This window comes from Hamadaea tsunoensis DSM 44101 (genome assembly GCF_000428945.1).
Classification (GTDB): domain Bacteria; phylum Actinomycetota; class Actinomycetes; order Mycobacteriales; family Micromonosporaceae; genus Hamadaea; species Hamadaea tsunoensis.
The window spans coordinates 45,498-68,010 of record NZ_AUAX01000023.1; the positions used below are offsets into that span (position 1 = coordinate 45,498).

The 22,513-nt window shown below is 71.1% G+C and carries 23 protein-coding genes; 5 read left to right on the forward strand and 18 right to left on the reverse strand.

All coding sequences use genetic code 11. The features are described 5' to 3' along the window. The first annotated feature begins 109 nt into the window (after positions 1–109). Together G401_RS0128745 and G401_RS49155 are read left to right on the forward strand one after the other, a co-directional pair. Positions 110–1,003 carry a hypothetical protein gene (locus G401_RS0128745; protein ID WP_027345193.1) on the forward strand — a complete coding sequence of 298 codons (894 nt, stop codon included), beginning with the start codon at positions 110–112 and terminating at the stop codon, positions 1,001–1,003. Between the two features lie 140 nt (positions 1,004–1,143). Further along, on the forward strand, positions 1,144–1,752 hold the full coding sequence (locus tag G401_RS49155; RefSeq protein ID WP_084557731.1) for a DUF1269 domain-containing protein: 609 nt from the start codon (positions 1,144–1,146) through the stop codon (positions 1,750–1,752). Between the two features lie 171 nt (positions 1,753–1,923). Here the strand turns inward: G401_RS49155 and G401_RS0128755 are convergent, their stop codons facing one another. The 10 genes from G401_RS0128755 to G401_RS0128800 all read right to left on the reverse strand — a co-directional run bounded on the left by G401_RS0128755 (position 1,924) and on the right by G401_RS0128800 (position 11,975). Continuing rightward, on the reverse strand, positions 1,924–2,415 hold the full coding sequence (locus G401_RS0128755) for a hypothetical protein (RefSeq protein ID WP_027345194.1): 492 nt from the start codon (positions 2,413–2,415) through the stop codon (positions 1,924–1,926). A gap of 136 nt (positions 2,416–2,551) precedes the next feature. Next, positions 2,552–3,265 carry an alpha/beta hydrolase gene (locus tag G401_RS49160; protein WP_034593461.1) on the reverse strand — a complete coding sequence of 238 codons (714 nt, stop codon included), beginning with the start codon at positions 3,263–3,265 and terminating at the stop codon, positions 2,552–2,554. A 1-nt stretch (position 3,266) separates the two neighbouring features. After that, the gene (locus G401_RS0128765) at positions 3,267–4,274 is read right to left on the reverse strand and encodes an LLM class flavin-dependent oxidoreductase (protein ID WP_027345195.1); all 1,008 of its coding nucleotides are present in this window, start codon (positions 4,272–4,274) and stop codon (positions 3,267–3,269) included. A 46-nt stretch (positions 4,275–4,320) separates the two neighbouring features. After that, positions 4,321–5,661 (reverse strand): NtaA/DmoA family FMN-dependent monooxygenase, encoded by a 1,341-nt coding sequence (locus tag G401_RS0128770; RefSeq protein WP_027345196.1) that lies wholly within the window; start codon positions 5,659–5,661, stop codon positions 4,321–4,323. Beyond that, positions 5,658–6,479: an ABC transporter ATP-binding protein gene (locus tag G401_RS0128775; protein ID WP_027345197.1), complete on the reverse strand. Its 822-nt coding sequence runs from the start codon at positions 6,477–6,479 to the stop codon at positions 5,658–5,660. Before G401_RS0128775 ends, G401_RS0128770 begins: the two co-directional genes overlap by 4 nt. Beyond that, a complete protein-coding gene (locus G401_RS49165) occupies positions 6,472–7,308 on the reverse strand; it encodes an ABC transporter ATP-binding protein (RefSeq protein WP_051367291.1) in 837 nt (278 codons plus the stop codon). Before G401_RS49165 ends, G401_RS0128775 begins: the two co-directional genes overlap by 8 nt. 1 nt (position 7,309) lies before the next feature. Continuing rightward, positions 7,310–8,179: an ABC transporter permease gene (locus G401_RS0128785; RefSeq protein ID WP_027345198.1), complete on the reverse strand. Its 870-nt coding sequence runs from the start codon at positions 8,177–8,179 to the stop codon at positions 7,310–7,312. A gap of 1 nt (position 8,180) precedes the next feature. After that, complete coding sequence (locus tag G401_RS0128790) at positions 8,181–9,140, reverse strand: ABC transporter permease (RefSeq protein ID WP_027345199.1); 960 nt, start codon at positions 9,138–9,140, stop codon at positions 8,181–8,183. 1 nt (position 9,141) lies between these two features. After that, positions 9,142–10,641, reverse strand: a complete 1,500-nt coding sequence (locus G401_RS49170; protein WP_051367292.1) for an ABC transporter substrate-binding protein — start codon at positions 10,639–10,641, stop codon at positions 9,142–9,144. Then, positions 10,638–11,975 (reverse strand): NtaA/DmoA family FMN-dependent monooxygenase, encoded by a 1,338-nt coding sequence (locus G401_RS0128800; RefSeq protein ID WP_027345200.1) that lies wholly within the window; start codon positions 11,973–11,975, stop codon positions 10,638–10,640. Before G401_RS0128800 ends, G401_RS49170 begins: the two co-directional genes overlap by 4 nt. 415 nt (positions 11,976–12,390) lie before the next feature. Between G401_RS0128800 and G401_RS0128805 the strand changes: the two genes are divergently transcribed. Together G401_RS0128805 and G401_RS0128810 are read left to right on the forward strand one after the other, a co-directional pair. Next, on the forward strand, positions 12,391–13,239 hold the full coding sequence (locus tag G401_RS0128805; protein ID WP_027345201.1) for a LysR substrate-binding domain-containing protein: 849 nt from the start codon (positions 12,391–12,393) through the stop codon (positions 13,237–13,239). Then, positions 13,236–13,724 carry a cupin domain-containing protein gene (locus G401_RS0128810; protein WP_027345202.1) on the forward strand — a complete coding sequence of 163 codons (489 nt, stop codon included), beginning with the start codon at positions 13,236–13,238 and terminating at the stop codon, positions 13,722–13,724. The genes G401_RS0128805 and G401_RS0128810 overlap by 4 nt, the downstream gene beginning before the upstream one ends. Positions 13,725–13,749: 25 nt before the next feature. Here the strand turns inward: G401_RS0128810 and G401_RS0128815 are convergent, their stop codons facing one another. The 3 genes from G401_RS0128815 to G401_RS49175 form a co-directional block, all read right to left on the reverse strand. Beyond that, positions 13,750–15,114, reverse strand: coding sequence for an extracellular catalytic domain type 1 short-chain-length polyhydroxyalkanoate depolymerase (locus G401_RS0128815; RefSeq protein ID WP_245601876.1), 1,365 nt, complete (start codon positions 15,112–15,114; stop codon positions 13,750–13,752). 219 nt (positions 15,115–15,333) lie between these two features. Then, positions 15,334–16,176, reverse strand: a complete 843-nt coding sequence (locus tag G401_RS0128820; RefSeq protein ID WP_027345204.1) for a helix-turn-helix domain-containing protein — start codon at positions 16,174–16,176, stop codon at positions 15,334–15,336. A 280-nt stretch (positions 16,177–16,456) separates the two neighbouring features. Beyond that, a complete protein-coding gene (locus tag G401_RS49175; protein WP_051367294.1) occupies positions 16,457–16,663 on the reverse strand; it encodes a hypothetical protein in 207 nt (68 codons plus the stop codon). 261 nt (positions 16,664–16,924) lie between these two features. On the opposite strand from G401_RS49175, the gene G401_RS49180 reads away from it, so the two are divergent. Continuing rightward, positions 16,925–19,093 carry an ATP-binding protein gene (locus G401_RS49180; RefSeq protein WP_051367295.1) on the forward strand — a complete coding sequence of 723 codons (2,169 nt, stop codon included), beginning with the start codon at positions 16,925–16,927 and terminating at the stop codon, positions 19,091–19,093. On the opposite strand, the gene G401_RS0128835 is transcribed toward G401_RS49180, so the two are convergent. From G401_RS0128835 to G401_RS0128855, 5 genes are all read right to left on the reverse strand, one after another. Continuing rightward, on the reverse strand, positions 19,074–19,886 hold the full coding sequence (locus tag G401_RS0128835) for a Calx-beta domain-containing protein (protein WP_084557708.1): 813 nt from the start codon (positions 19,884–19,886) through the stop codon (positions 19,074–19,076). The two genes, G401_RS49180 and G401_RS0128835, sit on opposite strands and share 20 nt — an antisense overlap. A gap of 28 nt (positions 19,887–19,914) precedes the next feature. Next, positions 19,915–20,460: an RICIN domain-containing protein gene (locus G401_RS0128840; protein WP_027345206.1), complete on the reverse strand. Its 546-nt coding sequence runs from the start codon at positions 20,458–20,460 to the stop codon at positions 19,915–19,917. Positions 20,461–20,580: 120 nt separating this feature from the next. Further along, the gene (locus tag G401_RS0128845) at positions 20,581–21,699 is read right to left on the reverse strand and encodes an aminopeptidase P family protein (protein ID WP_027345207.1); all 1,119 of its coding nucleotides are present in this window, start codon (positions 21,697–21,699) and stop codon (positions 20,581–20,583) included. A 40-nt stretch (positions 21,700–21,739) separates the two neighbouring features. Continuing rightward, entirely contained in the window at positions 21,740–22,033 is a 294-nt protein-coding gene (locus G401_RS0128850) for an SHOCT domain-containing protein (protein WP_034593500.1), read from the reverse strand. 17 nt (positions 22,034–22,050) lie between these two features. Further along, the gene (locus G401_RS0128855; protein WP_245601877.1) at positions 22,051–22,506 is read right to left on the reverse strand and encodes a DUF6325 family protein; all 456 of its coding nucleotides are present in this window, start codon (positions 22,504–22,506) and stop codon (positions 22,051–22,053) included. Between the last annotated feature and the right edge of the window lie 7 nt (positions 22,507–22,513).

Sequence of the window (22,513 nt, forward strand, 5' to 3'; positions counted from 1 at the left end):
GCACCGAGTCTTTCGGCGGACTTTCCTCCCCCGAGGGACCAACCGGGGAACCGACCTCCGCTAACCTGCGTCTCTCCAGGCATATCCGCGCCATCCCCGGGGGACTGCCATGTCGCGTACCGCTCTGATCGGATTGTCCGCTCTGCTGCTCCTCGGAGTCGCCGCCTGCGCCCGACCACAGGTGAACGCCGGATCCGCGGTCCCCGCGGTCGGAACCGCCGCAGCCCCGGGTGGCGGCGACGCGACCGCCTTCCTGCAGGAGTGGAAGGACTTCCCGGTCACGAAGAAGCCCCGCCCGATCGTCCTCACCGGCGACGCCGTCCTGCAGGCCGGCTACCGCACCGACAACGCCAAGCTGGCCGTCCTCACCGCCCGCGTACGCCTTGCCGCCACGCCTCCGGCCGCCCCGAAGACGGTCACGGTGCACCTCGCCGACGGCACTTTCACGTTGCCGGCGATCTCCGCGACCCAGGCGTTCGATCAGGTCGTTCAGGACGGCAGCAAGGCGAACGCGGTCGAGGTGGTGCCTGTCCTGGACTTCACGAGCGTCACTTTGGGTACGGCGGAGTTCCACACTGATCGAGGACCGTTGCGCCTGCCGGCCTGGCTGTTCGACGCCCCGGAGGCGCTCGGTCCGGTCGCGGTCGCCGCCGTCGCGCCCAGCGCGTTCTGGCAGCCCGTCACTCGACGTAGCCCGACGGCGCCTGCGGCTGACACCATCGCCGCGGACGGGGTCACCCTCACTGTGCAACTGCCCGATTCCGATAACAAGTGCCCGGGCGCGGCGGTCTACGAGTACACCGCTGTCGCTCAGGAGACGGCTACCGCCATCGCGGTCTCCCTCCATCAGCGGCTTGTGTCGCCGGCGGCCTCGTCGTCCGAGCCGTGCATCTCGGATCTGATGCTGCGGTTCAGGGCGTACCAGGTGAAGTTGGCGGCGCCGCTGGGAAACCGGGTGGTGATCGACGGCGATGGTGCGGCGACGGCGGTCGTGAAGGGGTAGCCGGCGCCGCGAATTCCACGGATTCTTCACAGGATGCGACAGAATTCCCGAATCCCCCGAACCTACCTTCGTCTTCCCCTAGCGTGAGGACGGTAGGCGTACCCCGGACCCTCCGGGGATGGTTCATCATGGGGGAAATCGTGAGCAATCTGTTCGTCATCGGCTACCCGGACGTACCCGCCGCGGCCGCCGCACGAGACAAGATCCTGTCTCTGCAGAAGGAACACCTCATCGAGCTGGACGACATCGTCGTCGTGGAGAACAAGGACGGCAAGATCAAGCTGCACCAGTCGGCCAATCTTGCCGGGCTGGGCGCGGCGAGCGGCGCTCTGTGGGGCGGCCTCATCGGCCTGATCTTCTTCATGCCGCTGCTGGGCATGGCCGTCGGCGCCGCCGCCGGTGCCGCGGGCGGTGCGCTCACGGATGTGGGCGTCGACGACAAGATGATGAAGGACCTGGCCAACACGCTGTCGCCGGGTTCGGCGGCCGTGTTCGCGCTGGTCCGCCAGAGCACCCAGGACAAGGTCATCGCCGAGCTGGCCCCGTACGGCGGCAAGCTGCTGCAGAGCTCGCTGTCCGCGGAGGCCGAGGAGCACCTGCGCCAGGCGCTCGCCGCGGCGAAGGACGCCGGCGGCAAGGCCGCCAACGGCAGCAAGCCCACCAATGGCAGCAAGCCGAGCAACGGCGCCAAGGCGAGCAACGGCTCGAAGGCGCCCAGCGAGGCGAAGGCGACCGCCGCCGCAAGCTGACCCGACAGCACCCGAAAGCGCCCGACAGCGCCAACCCAAGCTCGCAAGATCCCGCTTGGATCAGGGATCGCCACGTAATCATGGACCATGATTCGGGTGATTTCCCTGATCCAAGCGGGATCATGAGCGCCAAGCGGGATCAAGGCGCGAGCGGCCAGGCATGCCTAGAACTCAGGCGATGGGTGGCGGGTTGTAGACGACGGCTGCGCCGCAGTAGGACGGCGGCAGGGTCACCAGCGGGCTGCGGCACACCTGGACGACGACCCGGTTGACCGTGGACGTCGTCGCCGATCCGCCGAGCGCGAACGTGAACGACGTCGTGGTGTTGTTGGCCGATCGGGACTGGCGGTCGACCTCGACGCTGCCGGCGTACGCGACGAAGGTGACTGTGCTGTAGTAGCCGTCGTCGCGGCAGGTGGTGACGGGGTCGATCGGCTGCGGGTGGTCGGTGAGGGTGCCCTTGACGTCGACGCCGAGGCCGGGCAGCGGTGAGGTGGCGCCGAAGTGCCAGTTCAGCGTGCCGGCGGTGGTGCCGTAGCGGCACGCGTCGCCGGAGTTCGCGGCGAAGGGCTGGCTGATGGTGGCGGCGTGGGCGGCGCCAGGGGCTGCCAGGACCGCGATGACGGCGGCGGCCAGGACGGAGATGAGGCGGGAGGTCCTCATCGGCGGCTCCTTTCCCTGTGGGGGCGGGCCTTTCCGGCCGGTCCGGGCAGACCCGCGATGGAGGTGCGAACACCGCCGCCCATGGTTCACCACCTGATGACATTCGTCAATATATGCCGATCACGCGGCAGTAAACCTACAGCGTGTCAGGCACGACGATCGGGCCGCCGGCCCGCAGTTCCTCCAGGAACCGCACGATCTCCGCAGCCACCGACCGGTGCTGAAGATCGTTGAGCACGTCGTGGTGACCGCCGCGGACCACCGCCAGCCGCGCCGCCGGGCGTACCTTGGCCAGGCCGCGCAGCGAGGGCAGATCCGTGAACGGGTCCGCGTCTCCCGCCAGCACCAGGGTCGGCAGCTCCGAGCTTCCGTGGTACGCGGAATCCAGCACCCCGGTCGGCACAGGCTCCGCGAGCGCGCCGCGTTCGGCCGCTCCTTCGCGCAGGACGCCTTCGCTGAGGACGCTCCGATGAACCGGGCAGTGCGTACGCGCGTTCAGCTCGTCGTCCCATCCGTCGAGCTGATGGTCGGCGTACCCGGGCAGCCCGGCGAGCACGACTCCGTCGACGGAGAGGTCCGCATCGGCGGCAAGAGCGGCGACGAGGGCCGCTCCGAGGTCTGCGCCGATCAGCACGACGGGGCGTACCGCATCGGGTTCGACAACCGCCTCGACAGCCTGGCGTAGGTCGTCCACATCGGAGGGAGCCGAGAGCACCCGGACCTGGTAGGAGTCGGCGGCCAGCCGCCGGCCGAGCCGGGTGTAGGTCTCGGGGGTCTCGCCCCGGCCCGGCACCACCAGCACCGTGCCCCGGGTACGCAGCTCGGCGGGTCCGGTGAATTCGAGGGACATGTCAGACTCCCGCGGTGACGGCCGGGCGCCAGCCGAGGGCCGGCGCGATCTCGGTGGCGAGCAGTTCGAGGGCGCGGATCGCCGCGTCGCGGTCCGGTACGCCCGGGTTGAACTGCGCGATCAGGTCGGTCGCGACCGGCAGGACGCGCTCGGCTTGCAGTTCGGCGACGATCTCGTCCGGATGGCCGTAGAAGGCGTGGAACCGGCGTAGCGCGTCCTCGACCGAGAGCCCCGCCGGAAACGATCCACGTTGGACGAATCCTTCGGTGGCCCGCAGGACGCCCTCCCCCACCTGCGCCACCGCCGTACGCCGATCCGCGGCCGGGAAGATGAACCGGGACAGCCCGATCCGGGGCTCGTGCGGGCGGTCCCACGCGGCCGTGAACTCGTCGGCCCACGGGCGCTGGACGACGTCGGTCGGCTCCTCGTATCCGTAGGCGGCCCGATTGAGCAGCAGGTTCGCGCCCGCTTCGGCGGCGTACCGGGAGCCGGGGGCGGAGAACACCCCCTGCCAGATCCGGTCGGTGAAGTCCCCGGCGGGCGGCTGGATGGTGAACCCGTCGGTGCCGACCTCCTGATTGGACAGAGCTGCGCGCAGGATCGCCAGATGTTCCGTCGTCAGTTCGCGCTTGCGGGCGAAGTCGACGCCGAAGGCCGCGTACTCCTGGGGGCCGGAGCCGCTGCCGAGGCCGATCTCGACCCGGCCGCCGCTCAGTGTGTCCACGACGGACACGTCTTCGGCGAGGCGTACGGGATGTTCGAGGGGCAGGATCGTGATGGCGGTGGCCAGCCGGATGCGCTTGGTACGCGCCGCCGCGTGGGCCAGGAAGGTCCACGGGGAGGACAGGCCCCCGCCGCCGAGCGGGACGTGGTGCTGGGCCACCCAGCCGACGTCGAAGCCGAGTTCGTCGGCGACGACGAACAGCTCCTGTGCGTCGGCGTAGGTCGTGGCGAGATCGCCGCGCCCCTGGACGTGGGTGAGGAAGCCCAGCCGGAATCGTGGTGCCATGGGAAGCCTTTCGGTGGAGAGCCGAGCGGGACCGCGGAGAACCCGGTCAGGACACGGGCTGCAGGCGGGCGGCGGTGTGCCGGTTGACCGGGACGGGCAGGTCGAGATGCCCGCGCAGGGTGTCGGCGGTGTACTCGGTGCGGAACAGGCCGCGGGCCTGGAGCAGGGGAACCACGTCCCCGGCGAACCGTTCCAGGTCGTCCGGTGTGCGGAAGCCGAGGTTCAGGCCGTCGAACGCGCCCGCCGCGAACCACTCCGCGATCGTGTCGGCCACCGTCTCCGGCGCGCCGGTGAACGGCGACGGCGCGTACTCGGTGAAGGCCAGGACGGTCTCGCGCAGGGTCAGCTTCTCCTCGCGGGCCCGCCGGACGATCTCCGTGCCGCGGGTCCGGCCGCTGCGCTCGGCGTACGCGGAGACGTCCGGGAAGGGCTCGTCGAGATCGTGCCGGGAGAAGTCGTACGCGCCGAACGAGCGCCCGAACGCGGCGAGCTTGCGGCCGAAGTCGTTGTCGGCGTCGAAGATCTCCCGGGACCGGCGCTGGGCCTCGGCGTCCGTGCCCGCGACGACGGGGTTGGCGCCGAGGAAGACGACCACGTGTTCGGGATCGCGCCCGACCTGCGCCGTACGCCGTTTGATGTCGGCGTAGTACGCCTGCGTCTCGGCGAGCGTGCCCCCGGGCGCGTAGATGCCCTCGGCCACGTGGGCGGCCAGGTTGCGGCCTTCCTCGGAGACGCCGGCCTGGAAGATGACCGGCTGGCCCTGCGGCGACCGGGAGATGTTGAGCGGTCCGGCGACCTTGAAATGCTCGCCGGCGTGGTTCAGCGCGTGCAGCCGGTCCGGTTCGACGAACACGTCCCGCTCGACGTCGGCCGGGAACGCGTCGTCCTCATAGGAGTCCCAGAGCCCGCGTACCACCTGGACGTGTTCGAGGGCGCGGCCGTAGCGGGTGGCGTAGTCGAGGTGCTCGTCGAGGCCGTAGTTGCGCGACGTGCCGGAGTCGAGGCTCGTGACCACGTTCCAGCCGGCCCGGCCGCCGCTGATGTGGTCCAGCGAGGCGAACCGGCGGGCGACGTTGAACGGCGAGTTGTAGGTGGAGCTGAGGGTGCCGACCAGGCCGATGTGTCGCGTGTGGACGGCGACGGCCGACAGCAGCGTCAGCGGTTCGAGCCGGTTGAGGTAGTGCGGCGGGTAGGTCGCGTCGATGAACTGGCTGTCGACGATGAACAGCGCGTCGAACCTCGCCTGCTCGGCCGCCTTCGCCTGGGCGATGTACCAGTCGATGTCGATGCTGGCGTTCTTCGGGATGCGCGGGTCCTTCCACAGGCTGTGCTGGCCGGGCCCGCCCACCCCGTACGCGCGCAGTGCGAGTCTGATCTGCCGGGTCATACGGTGGTGACCGCCTTTCCGTTGAGAGCCGCCCGGTGGCGGGCCGCGGACGCGAGGGTGGGAGCCGACCGCACCAGCAGCCGGCTGTACTCGTGCGAGGGATTCACGACGACGTCGCGGGCGGGCCGGTCCTCGACCACCTCGCCCTGGTAGAGGACCGCGATCCGGTCCGCGATCCCGGCCACCGAACCGAGGTCGTGGGAGATGAACACCAGCGCCGTCCCGCCGAGGCGCAGCTGCCGGAGGAACTCCAGGGCGCGTACGCGGTTCGCCGAGTCCAGGGCGCTCACCGGCTCGTCGAGGATGACGAGCCGCGGATCGGTGATGAGCGCCCGGGCGACCACGATGCGCTGGCGCTGACCGCCGGACAGCTCCCCCGGCAGCCGGTCCAGCAGTTCGGGGTCCAGACCCACCCGATCCAGCACCGCCAGGGCTCGCGTACGCGCGTCGGCGGCACGGATGCCCTGGATCAGCAGCGGCTCGACGAGCGAGGAGGCCACGGTCAGGTCCGGGTCGAGGCTGCGCAGCGGGTCCTGGAAGACGTACTGCACGATTCCCTGACGCCGCAACGCTTTCCATTGCCGCCCGGAGAAACCGGTGACCTCCTGGCCGGCGATGGTGATCCGGCCCGCGGTCGGGCGGACGAGGCCGAGCACGGTACGCGCGAGCGTCGACTTGCCCGAACCCGTCTCGCCGATGACGCCGACGGTCTCCCCGGCCGCGACCGAGAGGGAGGCGGAGCGCAGCGCGTGCAGCCGGCCACCGCGGCGCCGGTAGTGCACGTCCAACCCGCTGACGTCCAGAACCTTCTCAGACATGCTCCAGCTCCCCGACCTCGGAAGCGACGTCGACGGGGGTGAGGAAGCGTTCGAGGCCGTACTGGAGGTGCTCCTCGATGAGCAGCTTCGTGTACTCGTGCCGGGGCTCGAAGAGGATCTCGTCGGTCGGCCCCTGCTCGACGGTCTCCCCGTCGCGCAGGACGATCACCTCGTCGCAGACCTGGGCCACCACCGCGAGATCGTGCGACACCACGACCAGCGCCAGCCCGGTCGTCGCGCGGAGGTGCGCCAGCAGGTCGAGGATCTCCGCCTGCACGGTCACGTCCAGGGCGGTCGTGGCCTCGTCGGCGATGAGCACCTGCGGGTCCGCCGCGACGGCCGCCGCGATCAGCACCCGTTGCAGCATCCCGCCCGAGAGTTCGTGCGGGTACTGGTGGTAGACGAGTTCGGGGTCGCGCAGGCGTACCGAGGCGAACAGTTCGAGCGCCCGGTCGCGGGCGGCCCGGCGCGACACGCGCTTCTTCACGCGTACGACCTCGGCGACCTGGGCACCGACCTTGATCGAGGGGTTGAGGTAGGAGGCCGGGTCCTGGAACACCGCGCCGATCACCGACCCGCGCAGGGCGGTCCATTCCTTGCCCGACAGCGAGGACACGTCCCGGCCGTCGACGGCGACGTGTCCACTGGAGACGGAGAACAGCTCGGGCAGGATGCCGAGGACCGACCGGCAGGTGAGCGTCTTGCCGCTGCCGGACTCCCCCACGATCCCGACGGCCGCGCCGGGCCGCAGGTCGAACGAGACGCCGCGGACCACCTCCTGCCCGGTCGCGTCGTTGCGGATGTGGACGTCGACGAGTTGCAACACCATGTCAGGCCTCCTTCACACGAGAGCCGCCGGAAAACCGGGGGCGGCGCAGCACGAGCGCCCGCCCCGCCACCCCGGACGCGTCCCGCAGGGCGTCCGCGAGCAGGTTGCACGCCCACACCGTCGCCATGATCAGCACGATCGGGGCGAGCGGCGCGTACGGCTGGTAGCTGAGGAAGCCGAGGTCGGCCGCGAGCACCCCGCCCCAGGTCGGCGCCGGTGGGCGTACGCCGATGCCCAGGAAGGTGAGGCTGGCGACGACGACGAAGCCGACGCCGGTGGTCTGGGCGAGGGCGACCGCGATGGGCGGCAGCACCTTGCCCCACACGTGCTTGCGCACGATCCAGGCGACCGAGGCGCCGGCGATGACGGCGGCCTCGACGTAGGGCGAGCGGGCCACGGCGAGCGTCGCCGCCCGCGCCACCCGGTAGAACAGCGGCGACACCAGCAGGCCGACCACGAACATCGCCTGCGGGATGCCGTTGCCCAGCAGCGCGGTCACGGCGACCGCGAAGACCAGGAACGGCAGCGCGATCAGCGTGTCCACCAGGCGCAGCGTCACCCACTCGAACGCCCGCCCGAGATAGACCGACAGCACGCCCGGCACCGCGCCCACCACCAGCGCCATCGCCACGACCTCGACCGCGCCGAGCACGCTCAGCCGCGAGCCGGCCAGCAGCCGGCTCAGCACGTCCCGGCCCAGGTAGTCGGTGCCGAGCCAGTGGTGCGCCGACGGCGCCGCGAGCAGGTCCGTGCTCGTCGCCAGCGGATCCTGCGGCGCCACGAGCGGTCCGAAGATCGCGAGCAACACCACCGTCAGGAGTACGCCGAGAGCCACCCGGCCGGCCCCGAGCCCGAGTACGCGCCGCAGCATCTCAGACTCCCCTCGCCGCGGCCGGGGTGACCCGGGCCAGCAGGACGTTGACGATCAGGTTGAAGACGACGACGAGCACGATCGAGACGACGAGGACGCCCTGCACGGCCGGGACGTCGCCGCGCTGCGCCGAGGCCGCGGCGAACTGCCCGAAGCCGGGCATCCCGAAGATCGCCTCGGTGACCACCGCCCCGCCGAGCAGGTTGGGGAACTTGAGGCCGAGCACCGCCAGGGCGGGCCCGATCCCGTTGCGCAGCACGTGCCGGAAGAACACCCGGCGCGGGCTGAGACCACGGACGACCGCGCCGGTCACGTAGTTCTCCCGGTACGCGGCCACCAGCCCGGCCCGCAGCTGCCGGGCGAGGTCGGCGATCGTGTCGAAGCTGAGCGCGATCGCCGGGAGGGTGATGTGCGCGAGCCACGGGCCGAGGCCCCGGTCGGCCGGGACGAACCCGGCCGACGGGAACCAGCGCAGCCCGACGGCGAACACGCCCACGAGCAGGATGCCGACCACGAACGAGGGCATCACCGACAGCACGGTCGTCACCCCCGTGATCGCCCGGTCCACCCACGTCGTACGCCGGACGGCCGCCAGGATGCCGAGGCCCGAACCGAAGACCACGCCGATCACCAGGGCGAACCCGGCGACCGACAGGCTCACGATCGCGCCGTCGGCCAGCAGCGCGCTGATGTCCGCCCCGTTGAACCAGCTCGTGCCCAGGTGACCGGTGAGCAGGTCGTGGAACCAGGACGCGTACTGGGCGAGGAAGGGGCGGTCGAGACCCCACTGGTGCTCGATCCGGCCGACCGCCTCCGGGGTGGCCGACTCGCCGAGCTGGAAGTGCGCCGGGCTCAGCCCGGACAGCGACCGCAGGGCGAAGGTCACGAAGGTGGCGACGAGGAACACCGGGACGAAGAGGGCCACGGACCGGCCGAGCGCGGCCAGCGTACGACGGAGCATGTCAGCCTCCGACCGTGACGCCGGTCCAGTGGATCTGGCCCGGGACCGCCGGCAGCGCGGACACCTTCTTGCTCTTGACGAAGATGTTCGGCTGCGAATAGGTGAAGATCAGCGCTTCGGAGGCCAGCCCGGCCCGGGTGGCCGCCTGGAGGTTCCTGGCGTAGTCGGGCGAGTCCAGCGGCGTACGCCGGGCCAGCGAGACGGCGTCCTCGAAACCGGCGGGCTCGTAGGGCGTACTGAGGTTCAGCGGCCCGTTCGGTCCGAAGTGGGCGGTCAGCGTCTGCACCGGCGATTCGCGGCCGGTCGTGCCGTAGAGCGACAGCGTCAGGTCCTTGGCGAAGAACGGGGTCGCCCAGTTCGGGTCCACCTTGATCGTCACCGTGACGCCGATCGCGGCCAGCTGCGACTGCACGATCTCGGCCGCGCTCGACGGGGCCGGGATCACCAGGTCGAGCTTGATCTGCCCGGCGGCGTAGCCCGCCTCGGCCAGCAGCTGCTTCGCCTTGGCCACGTCATAGGGGTAGGCGTTCGCCGACTGCGGGTCGTACGCGACGTACCCCGGCGGGAACGCCTGGTCGGTCGCCTTGCCGTAGCCGAAGGTCACCTTGTCGACGAACTCCTTGCGGTTGGTCGCGTACCGGAAGGCGTCGACGACCTTCGGGTTGTCGAAGGGCTTCTTGTTGACGTTGAGGCTGATGTTGGCCGCGTTGAAGCCCGGCTGGAAGACGACGTCCAGCCCGGCCGCCTGCGCCGCCTTCACCTGCGACGGATCCAGGTACGCCAGGTCGTACACCCCGGTCTGCAGGCTGGACACGAGCGTGGCGTTGTCCGGCGCGGCCGACAGCTCGACGCGGTCGATGTGGATGTTCGCCGCGTCCCAGTAGTCCGGGTTCTTCTTCAGGTAGACGTGCGAGCCCGGCACGTTCTCGGTGACGACGAAGGGTCCGGCGCCGACCGGGGACTGGTCGAGCTTGGCCGGGTCGGAGGCGGCCTTCGGGCTGGTGATCTGCGCGACGCGCTCGCCGAGCAGCAGCGGGATCTGGTAGTCCACCTGGGACAGCTTCAGCACGATGTCGGTGTCGCCGGCGGCGGTGACCTCCTTGATCGAGGTGAGGTCGCCGAAGAGCGCGGAGTTCTTCTGCGTCTTCGCCCGCTCCAGGTACGCCTTGACCGCCGCCGCGTTCAGCGCCTCCCCGTCGGAGAACTTCAGGTTCGGCCGCAGGTGGAACGTGACCTGGTCGCCGGTCGCGTTGTACTCCCACTTCTCGGCGAGGCTCGGCACCGCCTTGCCGTTCTCGTCGATGTCGGTCAGCGACGCGTACGCGAGGGAGAGGATGCGGAACTGGGCGCCGCTGCCGCTGACGACGGGGTCCCAGTGCGCGGGCAGCGCGACCGCCCAGCGCAGCGTGCTCTCGCCCGGGGTGGCCGAGCCGGTGCCGCCGGCGCAACCCGCGAGCCCGAGGGTGACGGCGGCGAGCAGGCTCAGGAGTTGCTTTCTCATACGAGGACCGCCTCACGGGCAAGGGTGTGGGTGTTGCGGGGAATGGGCAGGCCGAGGTTGCCGCGCAGCGTGCTCGCCTCGTAGTCGGTACGCACGACGCCGCGCTCGCGCAGGATCGGCAGCACCTCGTCGGTGAAGACGGCGAACTCGCTGGGCACGGTGACGGTGAGGTTGATGCCGTCGAAGGCGCCCGCCTCGAACCAGCGCTGGATCTCGTCGGCGACGGTCAGCGGCGACCCGACGAACGGCGACCGGTGCGCGTCGAGCTGGTGCCGGACCACCTGGCGGAGGCTGAAACCGTTGTCGCGGGCCAGCTTCTTGATGCGCTCGGCCTGCGTCTTGAAGCTGCGTTCGCCGAGGTCGCCCAGCTCCGGGAAGGGCGCGTCGAGGTCGTACTGCGAGAAGTCGTGCCAGCCGAACGGGCGGCCGAGCTCGGCGAGCGCCCGGTCGAAGCTCTTGCCGCCGCGGATCGCCTCGTCCTTGGCCCGCGCCTCCTCGTCGGTCGCGGCGATGACCGGGCTGATGCCGGGGAAGATGATGATCTGGTCGGGGTCGCGGCCCAGGGCGGCGGCGCGGGCCCGGATGTCGCGGGCGAACGCCTGCCCCTGCTCGATCGTCTGGGCGTGGGTGAAGATGGCGTCGGCGATGTTCGCGCCGAGGTCGCGCCCCTCCTCGGAGTCGCCGGCCTGGAAGATGACCGGCTGGCCCTGCGGCGAGCGCTGGATGTTCAGCGGGCCGGCGACCGAGAAGTGCTCGCCCTTGTGGTTCAGCTCGTGCTGCCTGGTGCGGTCGAAGAAGACGCCGTTCTCCTTGTCGCGCGGGAAGGCGTCCTCCTCATAGGACTGCCAGAGCCCCTGGGCGACGCGTACGTGTTCCAGGGCGCGGCCGTAGCGGGTGGCGTAGTCGTAGTGCTCGTCGAGGCCGAAGTTGGCGGCCGTGCCGCCGTCGCCGGTCGCCACCACGTTCCAGCCCGCGCGCCCGCCGCTGATGAGGTCCAGCGAGGCCAGCCGGCGGGCGATGTGGAACGGCTCGTTGTAGGACGTCGTCAGCGTCCCGACGAGGCCGATGTTCGACGTGTGCACGGCCACGGCCGACAGCAGCGTCAGCGGCTCCAGCCGGTTGAGGTAGTGGTTGGGCGAGTCCGGCGTGATGAACTGGCTGTCCACGATGAACACCAGGTCGAACTTGGCCGCCTCGGCCTGCTGGGCACGGGCGATGTACCAGCGGACGTCGACGCTGGCGTCGCCGGGTATCTCGGGGTTCAGCCAGGTGTGATGCTGGCCGGGGCCGCCGACGCCGAGCAGCACGGCGCCGAGCTTGAGGGTGCGTGACATGGGTACGCCTTTCAGGGATGTCGGCGTTTGTCGTCAGAGGACATCGCCGGACCGGCGCGCGGCCGAGGTCCGGTGGGAAGGTGAGACAGGCCGCCACGGCACGTCCACGGGCGTGGCGGAGAAAGCCGGCCGCACAGGGCTCGGCGGGTGAAGGCTGCGGGCGTCCGCTCGACGACGCCCCGGTCAGCGATGCGTCAGCGACAACGCGTGGCGCCGCTGCGGGCGTGGTCGAGCCAGCGGCACCGCGTCAGCAGCGGGGCGACAGTCGGGCTCATGCCGTCGAGTCTGCCCGCCGGCCTGCGCCGATGTCCAAGCAGAGATCGTGATGGCGACTCATCACGATCCGTGATGAGCATCGAGAACTCGTGAAACACCGTTCACAAATCGTAAAGAGTTGGCGCCTAACCTGGATCGCATGAGCCGTGAACTGGGGATCGCGCCGCTGCGGAGTCTCGTGGCGGTCGCGGACTGCGGCGGCTTCCAGCGCGCGGCCACGGCCCTGTACCTGAGCCAGGGCGCGGTCAGCCAGCACGTGCGGCGGCTGGAGACCGCCGTCGGGCGTACGCTGGTCGAACGGCAGGGCCGCGGATCGCGGTTCACCGCCGACGGGGAGCTGCTGCTCGGCCAGGCCCGGCGGATCCTCGCGGTGCACGACGAGACGCTGCGGGGCTTCGGCGTGGAGGCTGAGCGTACGCTCGTAATCGGGTCGACCGAGCACGCCGCCGCCCAGCTGCTGCCGGCGCTGTCGACCGCCCTCTCGACCACCGTCACCGGTTGCCGCGTGCGGTTCCGGCTCGATCGGGGCGCTCCGCTGCGTTCGGCGCTCGCCGACGGCCGCATCGACCTCGCCCTGCTGCTCGGTCCGGCCGACGGCGACGGGGCCCGCCCGGTCGGCGAACTCGACCTCACCTGGTACGCCGCCCCCGGCTGGAATCCGGGCACCCCCGTTTCCGTGGTGGCGTTCGACGCTCCCTGCGCGTTGCGTACGCGGGCCCTGGAAACCCTTGCCGCGCAAGGACTTCCGGCCGACGTGAGTTGCGAGGCGGCCCACCTGGCCGGCGTGCAGGCGGCTGTGCTGGCGGGGCTGGGCGTCGGCCTCATGGCGACGCTCGGGCAGTCCCCGCCCGGCCTGGTCCCCCGCGACGACCTGCCCGCCGCGCAGCCGATGACGTTGTCGATGTGGGCCCGCCGGGGCCTGCCCCACGATCTGGCCGACACTGCCGCGAACGCGCTGCGCCGGCTGCTACCGCAAGGAGTGTCATGACCGAGTTCCGGCGTACGCCGTCCGGCGTCGTCCTGCCCGCCGACATCGATCCGTTCCACCGGCGCCTGCACCGGGTGGGTCCGGACGACCTGATCGCCCAGACCACGCAGACGCCCGGCATGAAGCGGCTGGAGGCGGTCAGCGGCAAGACGGTCGGGGCCCGGAACCTGTGGATGGGCCAGACGCACGTGCCCGGCGGGACGGCGTCGGCCAACCACCACCACGGTTCCTCGGAGACCGCCATCTTCGTCGTCTCCGGTACGCCGACCTTCGTCTTCCTCGACGTCGAAGGGGACGAGCCCGTGGAGACCGTGGTGCGCACCCGGCCCGGCGACTACATCTTCGTCCCGCCGTACGTGCCGCACCGGGAGGAGAATCCCGATCCGGAGAACGAGGCGGTGGTCGTGATCTCGCGTACCACGCAGGAGGCGATCGTGGTGAACCTGTCCGCTCTGGACTGGGCCGAGGTGGCGCCCGCGGAGTGACCCGCGGGCGCCGGGGGGAGCCGGATCAGACGTTGCCGCAGAGCGTTCCGTTGAGGGTGAACGACGCGGGCTTGGCGGTGTTGCCGGTGTGGTTGGCGTTGAAGCCGATCGTGGTCGACTGGCCGGGCGCCAGGGTGCCGTTGTAACTCAGGTTCTTGGCCGTGACCTGCCCGCTGGCCGGCGCGTAGGTGGCGTTCCAGCCCGAGGTGATCGCCTGGCCGGACGGCAGCGTGAACACCAGCGACCAGCTGGTGATCGTCGAGCCGCTGGTGTTGGTGATGGTGAGGTTCGACGTCAGGCCGGTGTTCCAGGCGCTGATCGAGTCACCGACGGTGCATCCGCCGGCCGGCGGCGGGCTCTGGCTGGGCTGCGAACTCGGCGACACGCTGGGCGAGGCGCTGGGCGAGGCGCTCGGGCTCGCGGAGCGGCTCGGCGAGGCGCTGGCCGACGGGCTGGTGGTGACGCTCCCGTCGAGGCCGAAGAAGTGGATCGCCATCGCGGCCTGGCCGCTCAGCGGCAGGCTGTGCCCCACCCCGCTGATGCTGATCCCCTCGACGGGCGCCTGTGCGCTGTTGTTGCCGTAGCGCGTCCGCGTCCAGCCGCTCTGCGGGGTGTCCGTGGCGACCGGGGTCTGGCTGACGCCGAGCACGTTGGTCCACTGCTTGATCTCTTCACCGAAGTTCGGATACTGCAGTGTCGTGTCGGCGGTGCCGTGCCACAGCTGCATCCGGGGACGGGCCCCGGCATAGCCCGGGTACGCGCCGCGGACGAGGTCGCCCCACTGCTGCGGGGTCTTGGTGACCTGACCGTTGGCGCAGGCGCTGTTCCAGCTCGAACCGTCGGTCGTGGCGAAGCAGGCGAACGGTACGCCCATGAACGCCGCGCCCGCCTTGAAGACGTCGGGATAGTCGCCGAGCAGGACGTTGGTCATCATGCCGCCGGACGACGCCCCGGTGACGTAGACCCGGCTCGCGTCGGCACCGTTGTGCGACAGCACGTAGCGGACCATCGAGATGATGCCGACCGGGTCGCTGCCGCCGTCGTGCTTGAGAGCCTGCGGCGAGGAGACGTCGAAGCAGCTGCCGCTGCGGGTGGCGGACGGGTAGATGACGATGAAGCCGTAGCGGTCGGCGAGCGAGGCGAACTCGGTCCCCGAGTAGAACGCCGGGCCGGAGCCGGTGCAGTAGTGCACGGCCACCAGGATCGCCGGGTTGGCGGTGACCGTCGCCGGCACGTACTCGTACATGCGCAGGGCGCTGGGGTTGGTGCCGAAGTTGGTCACCTCGACCAGTGAGGCGGCTTGGGCGGGCGACGACAGGACCGTCATCCCGGCGCCGGCCGCCACGACAGATGCGGCCGCCACCAAGGCGGCCTTCCAACGGAGGTTCACTGTGGACACTCCTCGTGGGCGCGAGGGCGAATTGTTCCGGACTGACTTCCGGAACATTTCCGGAAGTCGATAGGCGACGTTAAGTTGCCCATCGGCGTCTGTCAACATGACGGCGGGCCGCCCGGCCGGCGTACGCGCCGAACGGAGCGCCCGCGCGCCGAGCGGCGTACGCGGCGCGCCCAGCGGTCCTCAGCGGATCAACAGCCTGCCCACAGTGGATCAGTGCAGCGCGGCGGCCGCGTCCTGGATGACCCGGACGAAGTCGTCACCGGTCATGGCGTCCGCCCAGAGCCGCTCCATGATCCGCAGGTACGCCGCGGACGTGGCGTCGTCGTAATAGGTCTCGCCGGCGAAAGTCTCGACGACCGTGACCCGGTCGTAGATCTGGAAGGCGTTCTGGGGAGTCGTCCGAAGCGCCCGGTCCAGCGGAAGGATGCCGATGCGCACATTGGGCAGTCCGGCCGCCTCGGTCAGGCCGCCGAGCTGGCCGCGCAGCACGTCCCCCGGGCAGGTACGCCACCGCAGCACCGGCTCGGCCAGCAGGAACTCGAACTGCTTCGCGGGATTGTAGAGATGGCGCTGGCGGGCCAGCCGGACCGTGACGGCCGCGTCCTCGTCGTGCACGTCGAGATCATGCAGTTCGGCCTGCTCGCGGAAGACCCGCCGCGCGTACTCCGCCGTCTGCAGCAGGCCGGGGATCCAGGCCGTCTCGAAATGGCGTACCACCTGGGCACCGGCCACGAGCTGGTTGTAGTCGGCCTGGATCGCGGTCTGTCCCCGCTGGAGCCGGCGGCGCCAGTCGCGGTGCACCGCCTGCACCTTGCGCAGCAGGACGGTCAGTTCGTCGAACTCGGACCGGCTGGCCGAGCAGGTGGTGGCCCAGGCGCGCAGGTCGGCCTTGGTCGGCGTCTGCCGCCCCCGCTCCAGCCGGCTCACCCGGGAGGAGTGCCAGCCCAGCCGGGACGCGAAGTCCTTGCCGGACATTCCGGTACGCCGCCGCAGCGTTCGTAACGCCTCGGCGAGCTGATCAGCTTGCGCTTGCCGTTCGGAAACCGAATTCATCGACTGCTCCGCTGGGAGTGGCACGGGCAAAATCGCTGCTAGCCGATTTTCCACCATGCCGCCACCCTGCGCTGGCCGGGCGTCCTCCGCTCGGGGCCGAGCGTTCGGGCGGCCCCGAGAAGGCGTTGTTGACCTGGGCATCCGCCAAACCGGCGCACCGTCCTGACTGGTGAGTCAGGCGGACCTGTGCGCCGGCTGGCCGAATCGTCAGATGACCATCGATGCGCCCTGTTAACAGGCGGTACATCGGATGGAAATGTCCTGACTGGTCGGTGGCGGGTCAGACGTGCTCGCGCAGCCGCTCCAGAACATCGGCCGGGACGAAGACCGCGTCCTCGCCCGCGGCGAGGTCTCGCAGGACCGCCCGCGTGGCCGCGTCGATCTTCACACCCTGGACGATGTAGCCGCCAGGCGCCCGGTAGAGCGCCGGACAGCCGCCCGCGCCGGACAGAATCGTCTTCCAGAGGAACTCGATGTCGGCATCCATGGTCTTATCCTCTCGTCGTCCGCACCGGTCGTGGCTCACCCTAGCGGGGAGAACATCATCTTTTTCGGCATATGTCGGAACATGTGACGACGGTGTGTCGCGTACGTGGAGTGGCGCTGATGGTACGCCTAGTTGCTTAGCGGGTACAGACTGTGACATAGGCCAAGTCATTTGAGCTATCCTCCCCTCACCTATCGAGATCAACGAATCAGAGGCGGATCGGTGCCCACCCCGGATCCGGAAATTGATGTTGCGATCCTGTTGCGGCAGCTCCTCCGCAGGGAAGCGCGCCGTCGCGACGGCCGGGTACGCACGCAGCGCGAGATCGCGGCCGCCACCGGCTGGTCGCACGGAATCGTGGCACAGTACTTCTCCGGCCGGACCCTGCCGCCGACCGACCGCTTCGACACCCTCGTACGCCTGCTCGGCGCGTCCGCGGCCGAACAGGGCGCCCTGGCCACCGCGCGGGACCGGGCCGAGGAACGCAAACGCCTGGCACGCAACGGATCACGGCCCGCACAGCTCCCCGCGCCGCCGGGACACTTCGTCGGCCGGGCGGCCGAGCACGCGCGGCTCGACGGGCCGGACGTGTACGCGGTGACGGTCGTGTGTGGGCCCGCCGGGATCGGCAAAACCGCCCTCGCCGTCCAATGGGGACATTCGGCTGCCCGCCGGTTCCCCGACGGGCAGCTGTTCCTCGACGTACGCGGCCACGATCCCGCCCAGGCCCTCGGCCCGGCCGCGATCCTGCGCGCGCTGCTGGCCGGGCTCGGCGTACCGGCGGCGGAGATCCCGAGCGGGCTCGCGGAACAGGTCGCCCGCTACCGGTCCGCGATCACGGGCCGCCGGGCGCTCGTCGTGCTGGACAACGCCGGCTCGGTCGAGCAGGTCGATTCTGTCGTGCCGCCCGGATCAGGCAGCCGCCTGCTGGTCACCAGCCGCCAGCGCCTCGCCGGGCTCGGCGTCGGCCACGCGGTGCGGCACGTCGAGCTCGATCCGCTGCCGCCGGCCGAGGCCGAGGCGCTGCTGACCGCGCTGGTCGGCGACCGCGCCATCACCGAGCCCGGCCACGCGCGCCGGCTCGCCGGCCTCTGCGCCGGCCTGCCCCTCGCGCTCCGGCTCGCCGGCGCCCGCCTCGCCGCCCGCCCGCACCAGCCGATCGCCGACGTCGCCGACGAGCTCGCCCGCGACCGGCTCGGCGTCACCGTTCCCGGCGTACCGCCGCTGCGGGCGGTCTTCGACGGCGCGTACCAGGCGCTGTCCCCCGCCGCCGCCGAGCTGTTCGCCCTGCTCGGGCAGCATCCCGGCCCCTCCCTGGCCCCGGCGCTCGCGGCCGCCCTCGGCCCCGGCCTCGACGAGCTCCTCGCCGCCCACCTGCTCACCGAGTCGGCGCCGGGCCGCTGCCACTTCCACGATCTTCTCCGGGAGTACGCGCGGGAGCGGCCCCTGCCGGCAGCCCCCGCCACGATCGCCGGGCGGATCGCCGGCTGGTACCTGGCCCTCGCCCAGGCTGCCGACGACGTCCTCGACCCCGGCCGCAGCACGGTACGCGTCGACGTCCCGGCGGCCGTGGCCGTGCCGTCCACACGCGACGGTGTGCTCGCCCTGCTGGACGCCGAGCGGCCGAACATCCTGCCGATCGCCGCGTACGCGGCCGGGCACGGGCTCGACACGGCGGTGTGGTCGCTGAGCTACCTGCTGACGAGCTACTTCACCGGCCGCGGGCTGTGGCCGGAGCAGACCGAGCTGTGCGTCCGCGGGCTCGAAGCCGCCCTGCGCCAGGGCGATCCGGCCGCCGAGGCGCTGATGCGCAGCGGGCTCGGGGTCGCCCGCAACGCCGCCGGCGAGCACGAGGCCGCCCTCGGGCACCTCGGCCGGGCGGTGGAACTGCTGCGGGCGGCCGGCGACGACCGGGCCGTCGGCAAGAACCTCAACAACATGGCCGTCGCGTACGCGAGCCTGCACCGGTACGCCGAGGCGGTCGACACGTTCGCGGCGGCGCTGCGGCTGCACACCGACGGCGGCAACCTCGCCGGGATGGCGTTGGCGCTCAACAACATCGGGCACACCCACACCCTCATGGGCCGGCCCGGCGAAGCGTTCGCGTACCTGCGGCGGGCGTCGGCCCTGGCCCGGTCGGCGGGGCACCCCGGTGTTCAGGCCCAGGTACGCCAGAGTGTCGGCGAGGCGTACCTGGCCCTCGGCGGGTACGCCACCGCCGCCCGGCATCTCGCCGCCGCCCTCCGCACGCGGCGGGACCTCGGTCAGCGGGGCGCCGAAGCGGAGACCCTCCTGCTGCTCGGGGACGCCCGGCGGGCCGCGGGCGACGAGCGGGCCGCCGGGCAGGCGTACACCGCCGCCGCCGAGGTGGCCCGCTCCATCGGCGATGTACGCCTGCGCGGCCGGGCCGTTACGGCCCTGCGATCGTGACCACGGCCTCCCCGTCCAGCACGACGTAGGGCGAGAGGGACTCGACGCGTACCGAGAACGACCGGGCACCACCGGAATGCGCCAGGAGGGTGACCGGCAGCTCGCCCCCGAGCGCACCGGCCGGCACGGTCACCAGCGCGTCGGTGACGGGAACGAAGTCGACCCCGCCCACCGCGGTCCCGTCCACGGTGCTGTAGCGCAGCACCACCGCCGACTGCGGCGGCACATTGAACCGGAACCGCGGATCCACATTGTCCTGTCCCAGTCCTCGCAACGCGTTGACCGGCGGCGAGGGTGCCGCCGACGGCCCGCCTGGCCCCCGATCGGCCACCACCAGCACATCCTGCGCGACGACGACCCGCGCCCCCGAGTCGTCGTCCAGGATCCGCCCCTCGCCCACGCCGTACGCGATCGCGACTCCGGGACCGTCCACGACGAGCTGCACCCGGAAGGTCTCCATCGCAGCCTCGCCGAGGCCGTCATCGACGACGCCGAAGGTGACCGACCGATCGCTCCAGTCCCCGGCGGTCCAGCTCAGCTCCCCGCCGGTACCGGTGAAGTCCCCCGGCCGCCGCGCCGACCCGTCCACGACGTCCACCCGGACATGCCCCGCCGCCGCGCACCCGCCCGAGGCCACGGCGAACACGATCGGGCCCCCGGACTCCGACACGGTCGCCTGCGGCTGCAGCGACAGCTGACGCGTACAGGTACCCGGCGCGGCCCCCGACACCACCGGCACGGCCACCACGACAAGGCCCGCGGCCACCATGAGGGCCGGAATCCAATGTCTCATCTGGACAGATTCTCACCTTCGACGGGGATCAGTCGGTACGCATGGCCCACCGCTGGGTGGCCCCGTTGTTGCACGTGTACTGGCTGGCCGTGCGGAAATCCTCCAGGCCGGAGTAGGCGATCTCCAGGCACTTCCCGGTCGCCTTGTTGGTGAAGGAGTAGGTGTTGGATCCCGTGACCGTCAGCCACCACTTCTGGATGTCCCCGTTGTAGCAGGTGTACTGCCCGGCGAAGGCGAAGTCCCCGGCCATCCAGAAACTGATCTCCAGACACTTCCCGCTGTTGACGTTGACCAGCTCGAATTCCCCGGTCGGGTACGCGAGCACGTTCCACCGCTGCGGCGCCCCGCCGTAGCACGTGTACTGGACGGCGTTGCGGTAGTCCTCGGTGCCCCAGAAGCCGATCTCCAGGCACCGGCCGCTGTTCGCGTTGACCAGGCGTACGTTGAAGATGCTGTTGTTGAGCAGTTGGGCCCGGGCTGTCGCCGGCGGGGCCGCCTGTGTCGCCGCCGGTACGCCGGCCACGGTCGCGGCGACCGCGAGCAGCCCGGCGCAGAGGGTTCGTCGGAGCCTCATCCCGCATCCTTTCTTGAGGCGGATGGATGAGACTCAGGATCGGTGGGGATGAGCGGTGCCGGCCGCGAAGGTGAGCGGCGTTGAGCACCGTTGAGCAGAACCGCGACGCCGCGGCGGTGCTCAGGCGACGATCGCCATGTCGTGGCTGGTGTTGTTGAGCCGCCGGCCGCCGTCCTCGGTCACCGTGACGATGTCCTCGATGCGTACGCCGAAGCGCCCCGGCAGGTAGACGCCCGGTTCGATGGAGAAGCACATCCCGGGGACCAGCGGCAGCCGCTCGCCTTCGATCATGTAGGGCGGCTCGTGCGTGGTGACCCCGATGCCGTGGCCGGTCCGGTGGATGAAGTACTCCCCGTAGCCGCCGTCGGTGATCACCTTCCGCGCGGCGCGGTCGATGTCCTGGCAGGTGACGCCCGGCCGGACCGCCTCGAACGCGGTCTGCTGGGCGGTGCGCACGAGGTCGTGGACGCGGCGTACCTCGTCGTCGACGTCCGGCCCCACGTGCACGGTACGCGTCGTGTCGGACCCGTAGCCGTCCCGCAGGCCGCCGAAGTCGAGCACGACGGTGTCCCCGGTGGCGATCGTGCGGTCGCCGGCTTCGTGGTGCGGGTTGGCGCCGTTGGGCCCCGAGCCGACGACGGTGAAGTCGACCTGTTCGTGGCCGTGCTCGCGCAGCAGCGCGGCCAGGTCCGCGGCGACCTCCGTCTCCTTGCGGCCGGCGAAGGCGACCCCGAGGATCTGCCCGTACGCCGCGTCGGCCCCGGCCCCGGCGGCGGCCAGCCGGTCGAGTTCGTGCGGATCCTTGACCGCGCGCAGCATCGGCAGCGCGTCGGTCAGCGGGGTCAGCCGCAGCCCCGACACCGTCCGCAGCAGCCCGAGCACGTGCAGCGCCCAGGCCGAGTCGGCGACGGCGTACGCGGTCTGCGGTCCGAGCAGCGGCCGGGTCACCGTGTAGGGGTCGATCCCGTCGGTCCACGGGACGAATTCCAGCACCGGTGCGCCCGTGGCGGCCTGGGCGTCGGGCTCTTCGAGCTTCGGCACCACCAGCCGCGGCGGCTCGCCCTCGCGCAGGATGAGCATCGTCATCCGCTCGGTCAGGGCGGTCGGCTGATAGCCGGTCAGCCACACCAGGTCGGGTCCGGGCGTGACGAGCACGCCGGCGTACCCGGCCTGGACGGCCTCGGCCGCCGCGCGGCGCATCCGCCCGGCGTAGTCCTCGGCGGTGAACTGAACGGCCATCAGCCGGCCCCCTTCTGTCCTCCATGATCCGCGAGCGCCGTCAGTTGGCGAGGATCGCGGCCTTCTGCTGCTCGAACTCCTCGTCGGTGAGGATGCCCTGCGAGCGCAGCTCACCCAGCGACTTCAGGTGGGCCACCTTGTCCTCCATGGACATACCGGCCGCGGGCGGCGCCGCCGCCGGCGGTGGCGGTGCGTACTGCTGTTGCTGCTGGTCGTACTGCTCCTGCTCCTGCTGTGCCCACCGGCCCGCCTGGCGCCGCGACACCCGGTTCGAGACCGCCGTCGCCGTGCCCGCGATGACCGCCGTGCGCGCCACTCCGCGCAGAAGTCCCATCGTGACCACCCTGCCTTTCAGCTCGCGTCGAGTGCGGCGAGGATCGCCTGCACTCCGATCCGGCCGCTCGCCACGACCTGGCCGCCCCCGCGGCGCCAGGCCAGAGCGAGCGGGGCCGCCCACAGGTTCTCGTACACCAGGATGCCGGCGGAGTTGCCCGGCTCGATCGCCGAAGCCGCCTCCTGGAGTTCCTCGTGGCCGAGCAGGCCGGACGAGGCGCCCTCGAAGACGCCGAACTCCTTGGCCCCCTCGACGTCCATGTCGGCGATCTTCACTGCGTTGATCGTGCCGTCGGCGTTCTTGGTGATGAACGCCAGGTCGAGAATCCGGATCGTGCCCTTGGCGACCAGATCGAGCAGCAGCGGTACGCCCTCGCCGGTCATCCTGCTGCCCGGGAACTCGACGATCAGGTAGTCGATGGGGCCCATCGTGTCCAGGTCGCCGAAGTCGGTCGCGGTCTTCATGTCGGTCATGTCGTCT

Bases quoted from the DNA above. Each gene is read 5' to 3' on its own strand.
- G401_RS0128745 (WP_027345193.1), top strand. From the start codon at position 110: ATGTCGCGTACCGCTCTGATCGGATTGTCCGCTCTGCTGCTCCTCGGA.
- G401_RS0128755 (WP_027345194.1), bottom strand. From the start codon at position 2,415: ATGAGGACCTCCCGCCTCATCTCCGTCCTGGCCGCCGCCGTCATCGCG.
- G401_RS49160 (WP_034593461.1), bottom strand. From the start codon at position 3,265: ATGTCCCTCGAATTCACCGGACCCGCCGAGCTGCGTACCCGGGGCACG.
- G401_RS0128765 (WP_027345195.1), bottom strand. From the start codon at position 4,274: ATGGCACCACGATTCCGGCTGGGCTTCCTCACCCACGTCCAGGGGCGC.
- G401_RS0128770 (WP_027345196.1), bottom strand. From the start codon at position 5,661: ATGACCCGGCAGATCAGACTCGCACTGCGCGCGTACGGGGTGGGCGGG.
- G401_RS0128775 (WP_027345197.1), bottom strand. From the start codon at position 6,479: ATGTCTGAGAAGGTTCTGGACGTCAGCGGGTTGGACGTGCACTACCGG.
- G401_RS49165 (WP_051367291.1), bottom strand. From the start codon at position 7,308: ATGGTGTTGCAACTCGTCGACGTCCACATCCGCAACGACGCGACCGGG.
- G401_RS0128785 (WP_027345198.1), bottom strand. From the start codon at position 8,179: ATGCTGCGGCGCGTACTCGGGCTCGGGGCCGGCCGGGTGGCTCTCGGC.
- G401_RS0128790 (WP_027345199.1), bottom strand. From the start codon at position 9,140: ATGCTCCGTCGTACGCTGGCCGCGCTCGGCCGGTCCGTGGCCCTCTTC.
- G401_RS49170 (WP_051367292.1), bottom strand. From the start codon at position 10,641: ATGAGAAAGCAACTCCTGAGCCTGCTCGCCGCCGTCACCCTCGGGCTC.
- G401_RS0128800 (WP_027345200.1), bottom strand. From the start codon at position 11,975: ATGTCACGCACCCTCAAGCTCGGCGCCGTGCTGCTCGGCGTCGGCGGC.
- G401_RS0128805 (WP_027345201.1), top strand. From the start codon at position 12,391: ATGAGCCGTGAACTGGGGATCGCGCCGCTGCGGAGTCTCGTGGCGGTC.
- G401_RS0128810 (WP_027345202.1), top strand. From the start codon at position 13,236: ATGACCGAGTTCCGGCGTACGCCGTCCGGCGTCGTCCTGCCCGCCGAC.
- G401_RS0128820 (WP_027345204.1), bottom strand. From the start codon at position 16,176: ATGAATTCGGTTTCCGAACGGCAAGCGCAAGCTGATCAGCTCGCCGAG.
- G401_RS49175 (WP_051367294.1), bottom strand. From the start codon at position 16,663: ATGGATGCCGACATCGAGTTCCTCTGGAAGACGATTCTGTCCGGCGCG.
- G401_RS0128835 (WP_084557708.1), bottom strand. From the start codon at position 19,886: ATGAGACATTGGATTCCGGCCCTCATGGTGGCCGCGGGCCTTGTCGTG.
- G401_RS0128840 (WP_027345206.1), bottom strand. From the start codon at position 20,460: ATGAGGCTCCGACGAACCCTCTGCGCCGGGCTGCTCGCGGTCGCCGCG.
- G401_RS0128845 (WP_027345207.1), bottom strand. From the start codon at position 21,699: ATGGCCGTTCAGTTCACCGCCGAGGACTACGCCGGGCGGATGCGCCGC.
- G401_RS0128850 (WP_034593500.1), bottom strand. From the start codon at position 22,033: ATGGGACTTCTGCGCGGAGTGGCGCGCACGGCGGTCATCGCGGGCACG.
- G401_RS0128855 (WP_245601877.1), bottom strand. From the start codon at position 22,506: ATGACCGACATGAAGACCGCGACCGACTTCGGCGACCTGGACACGATG.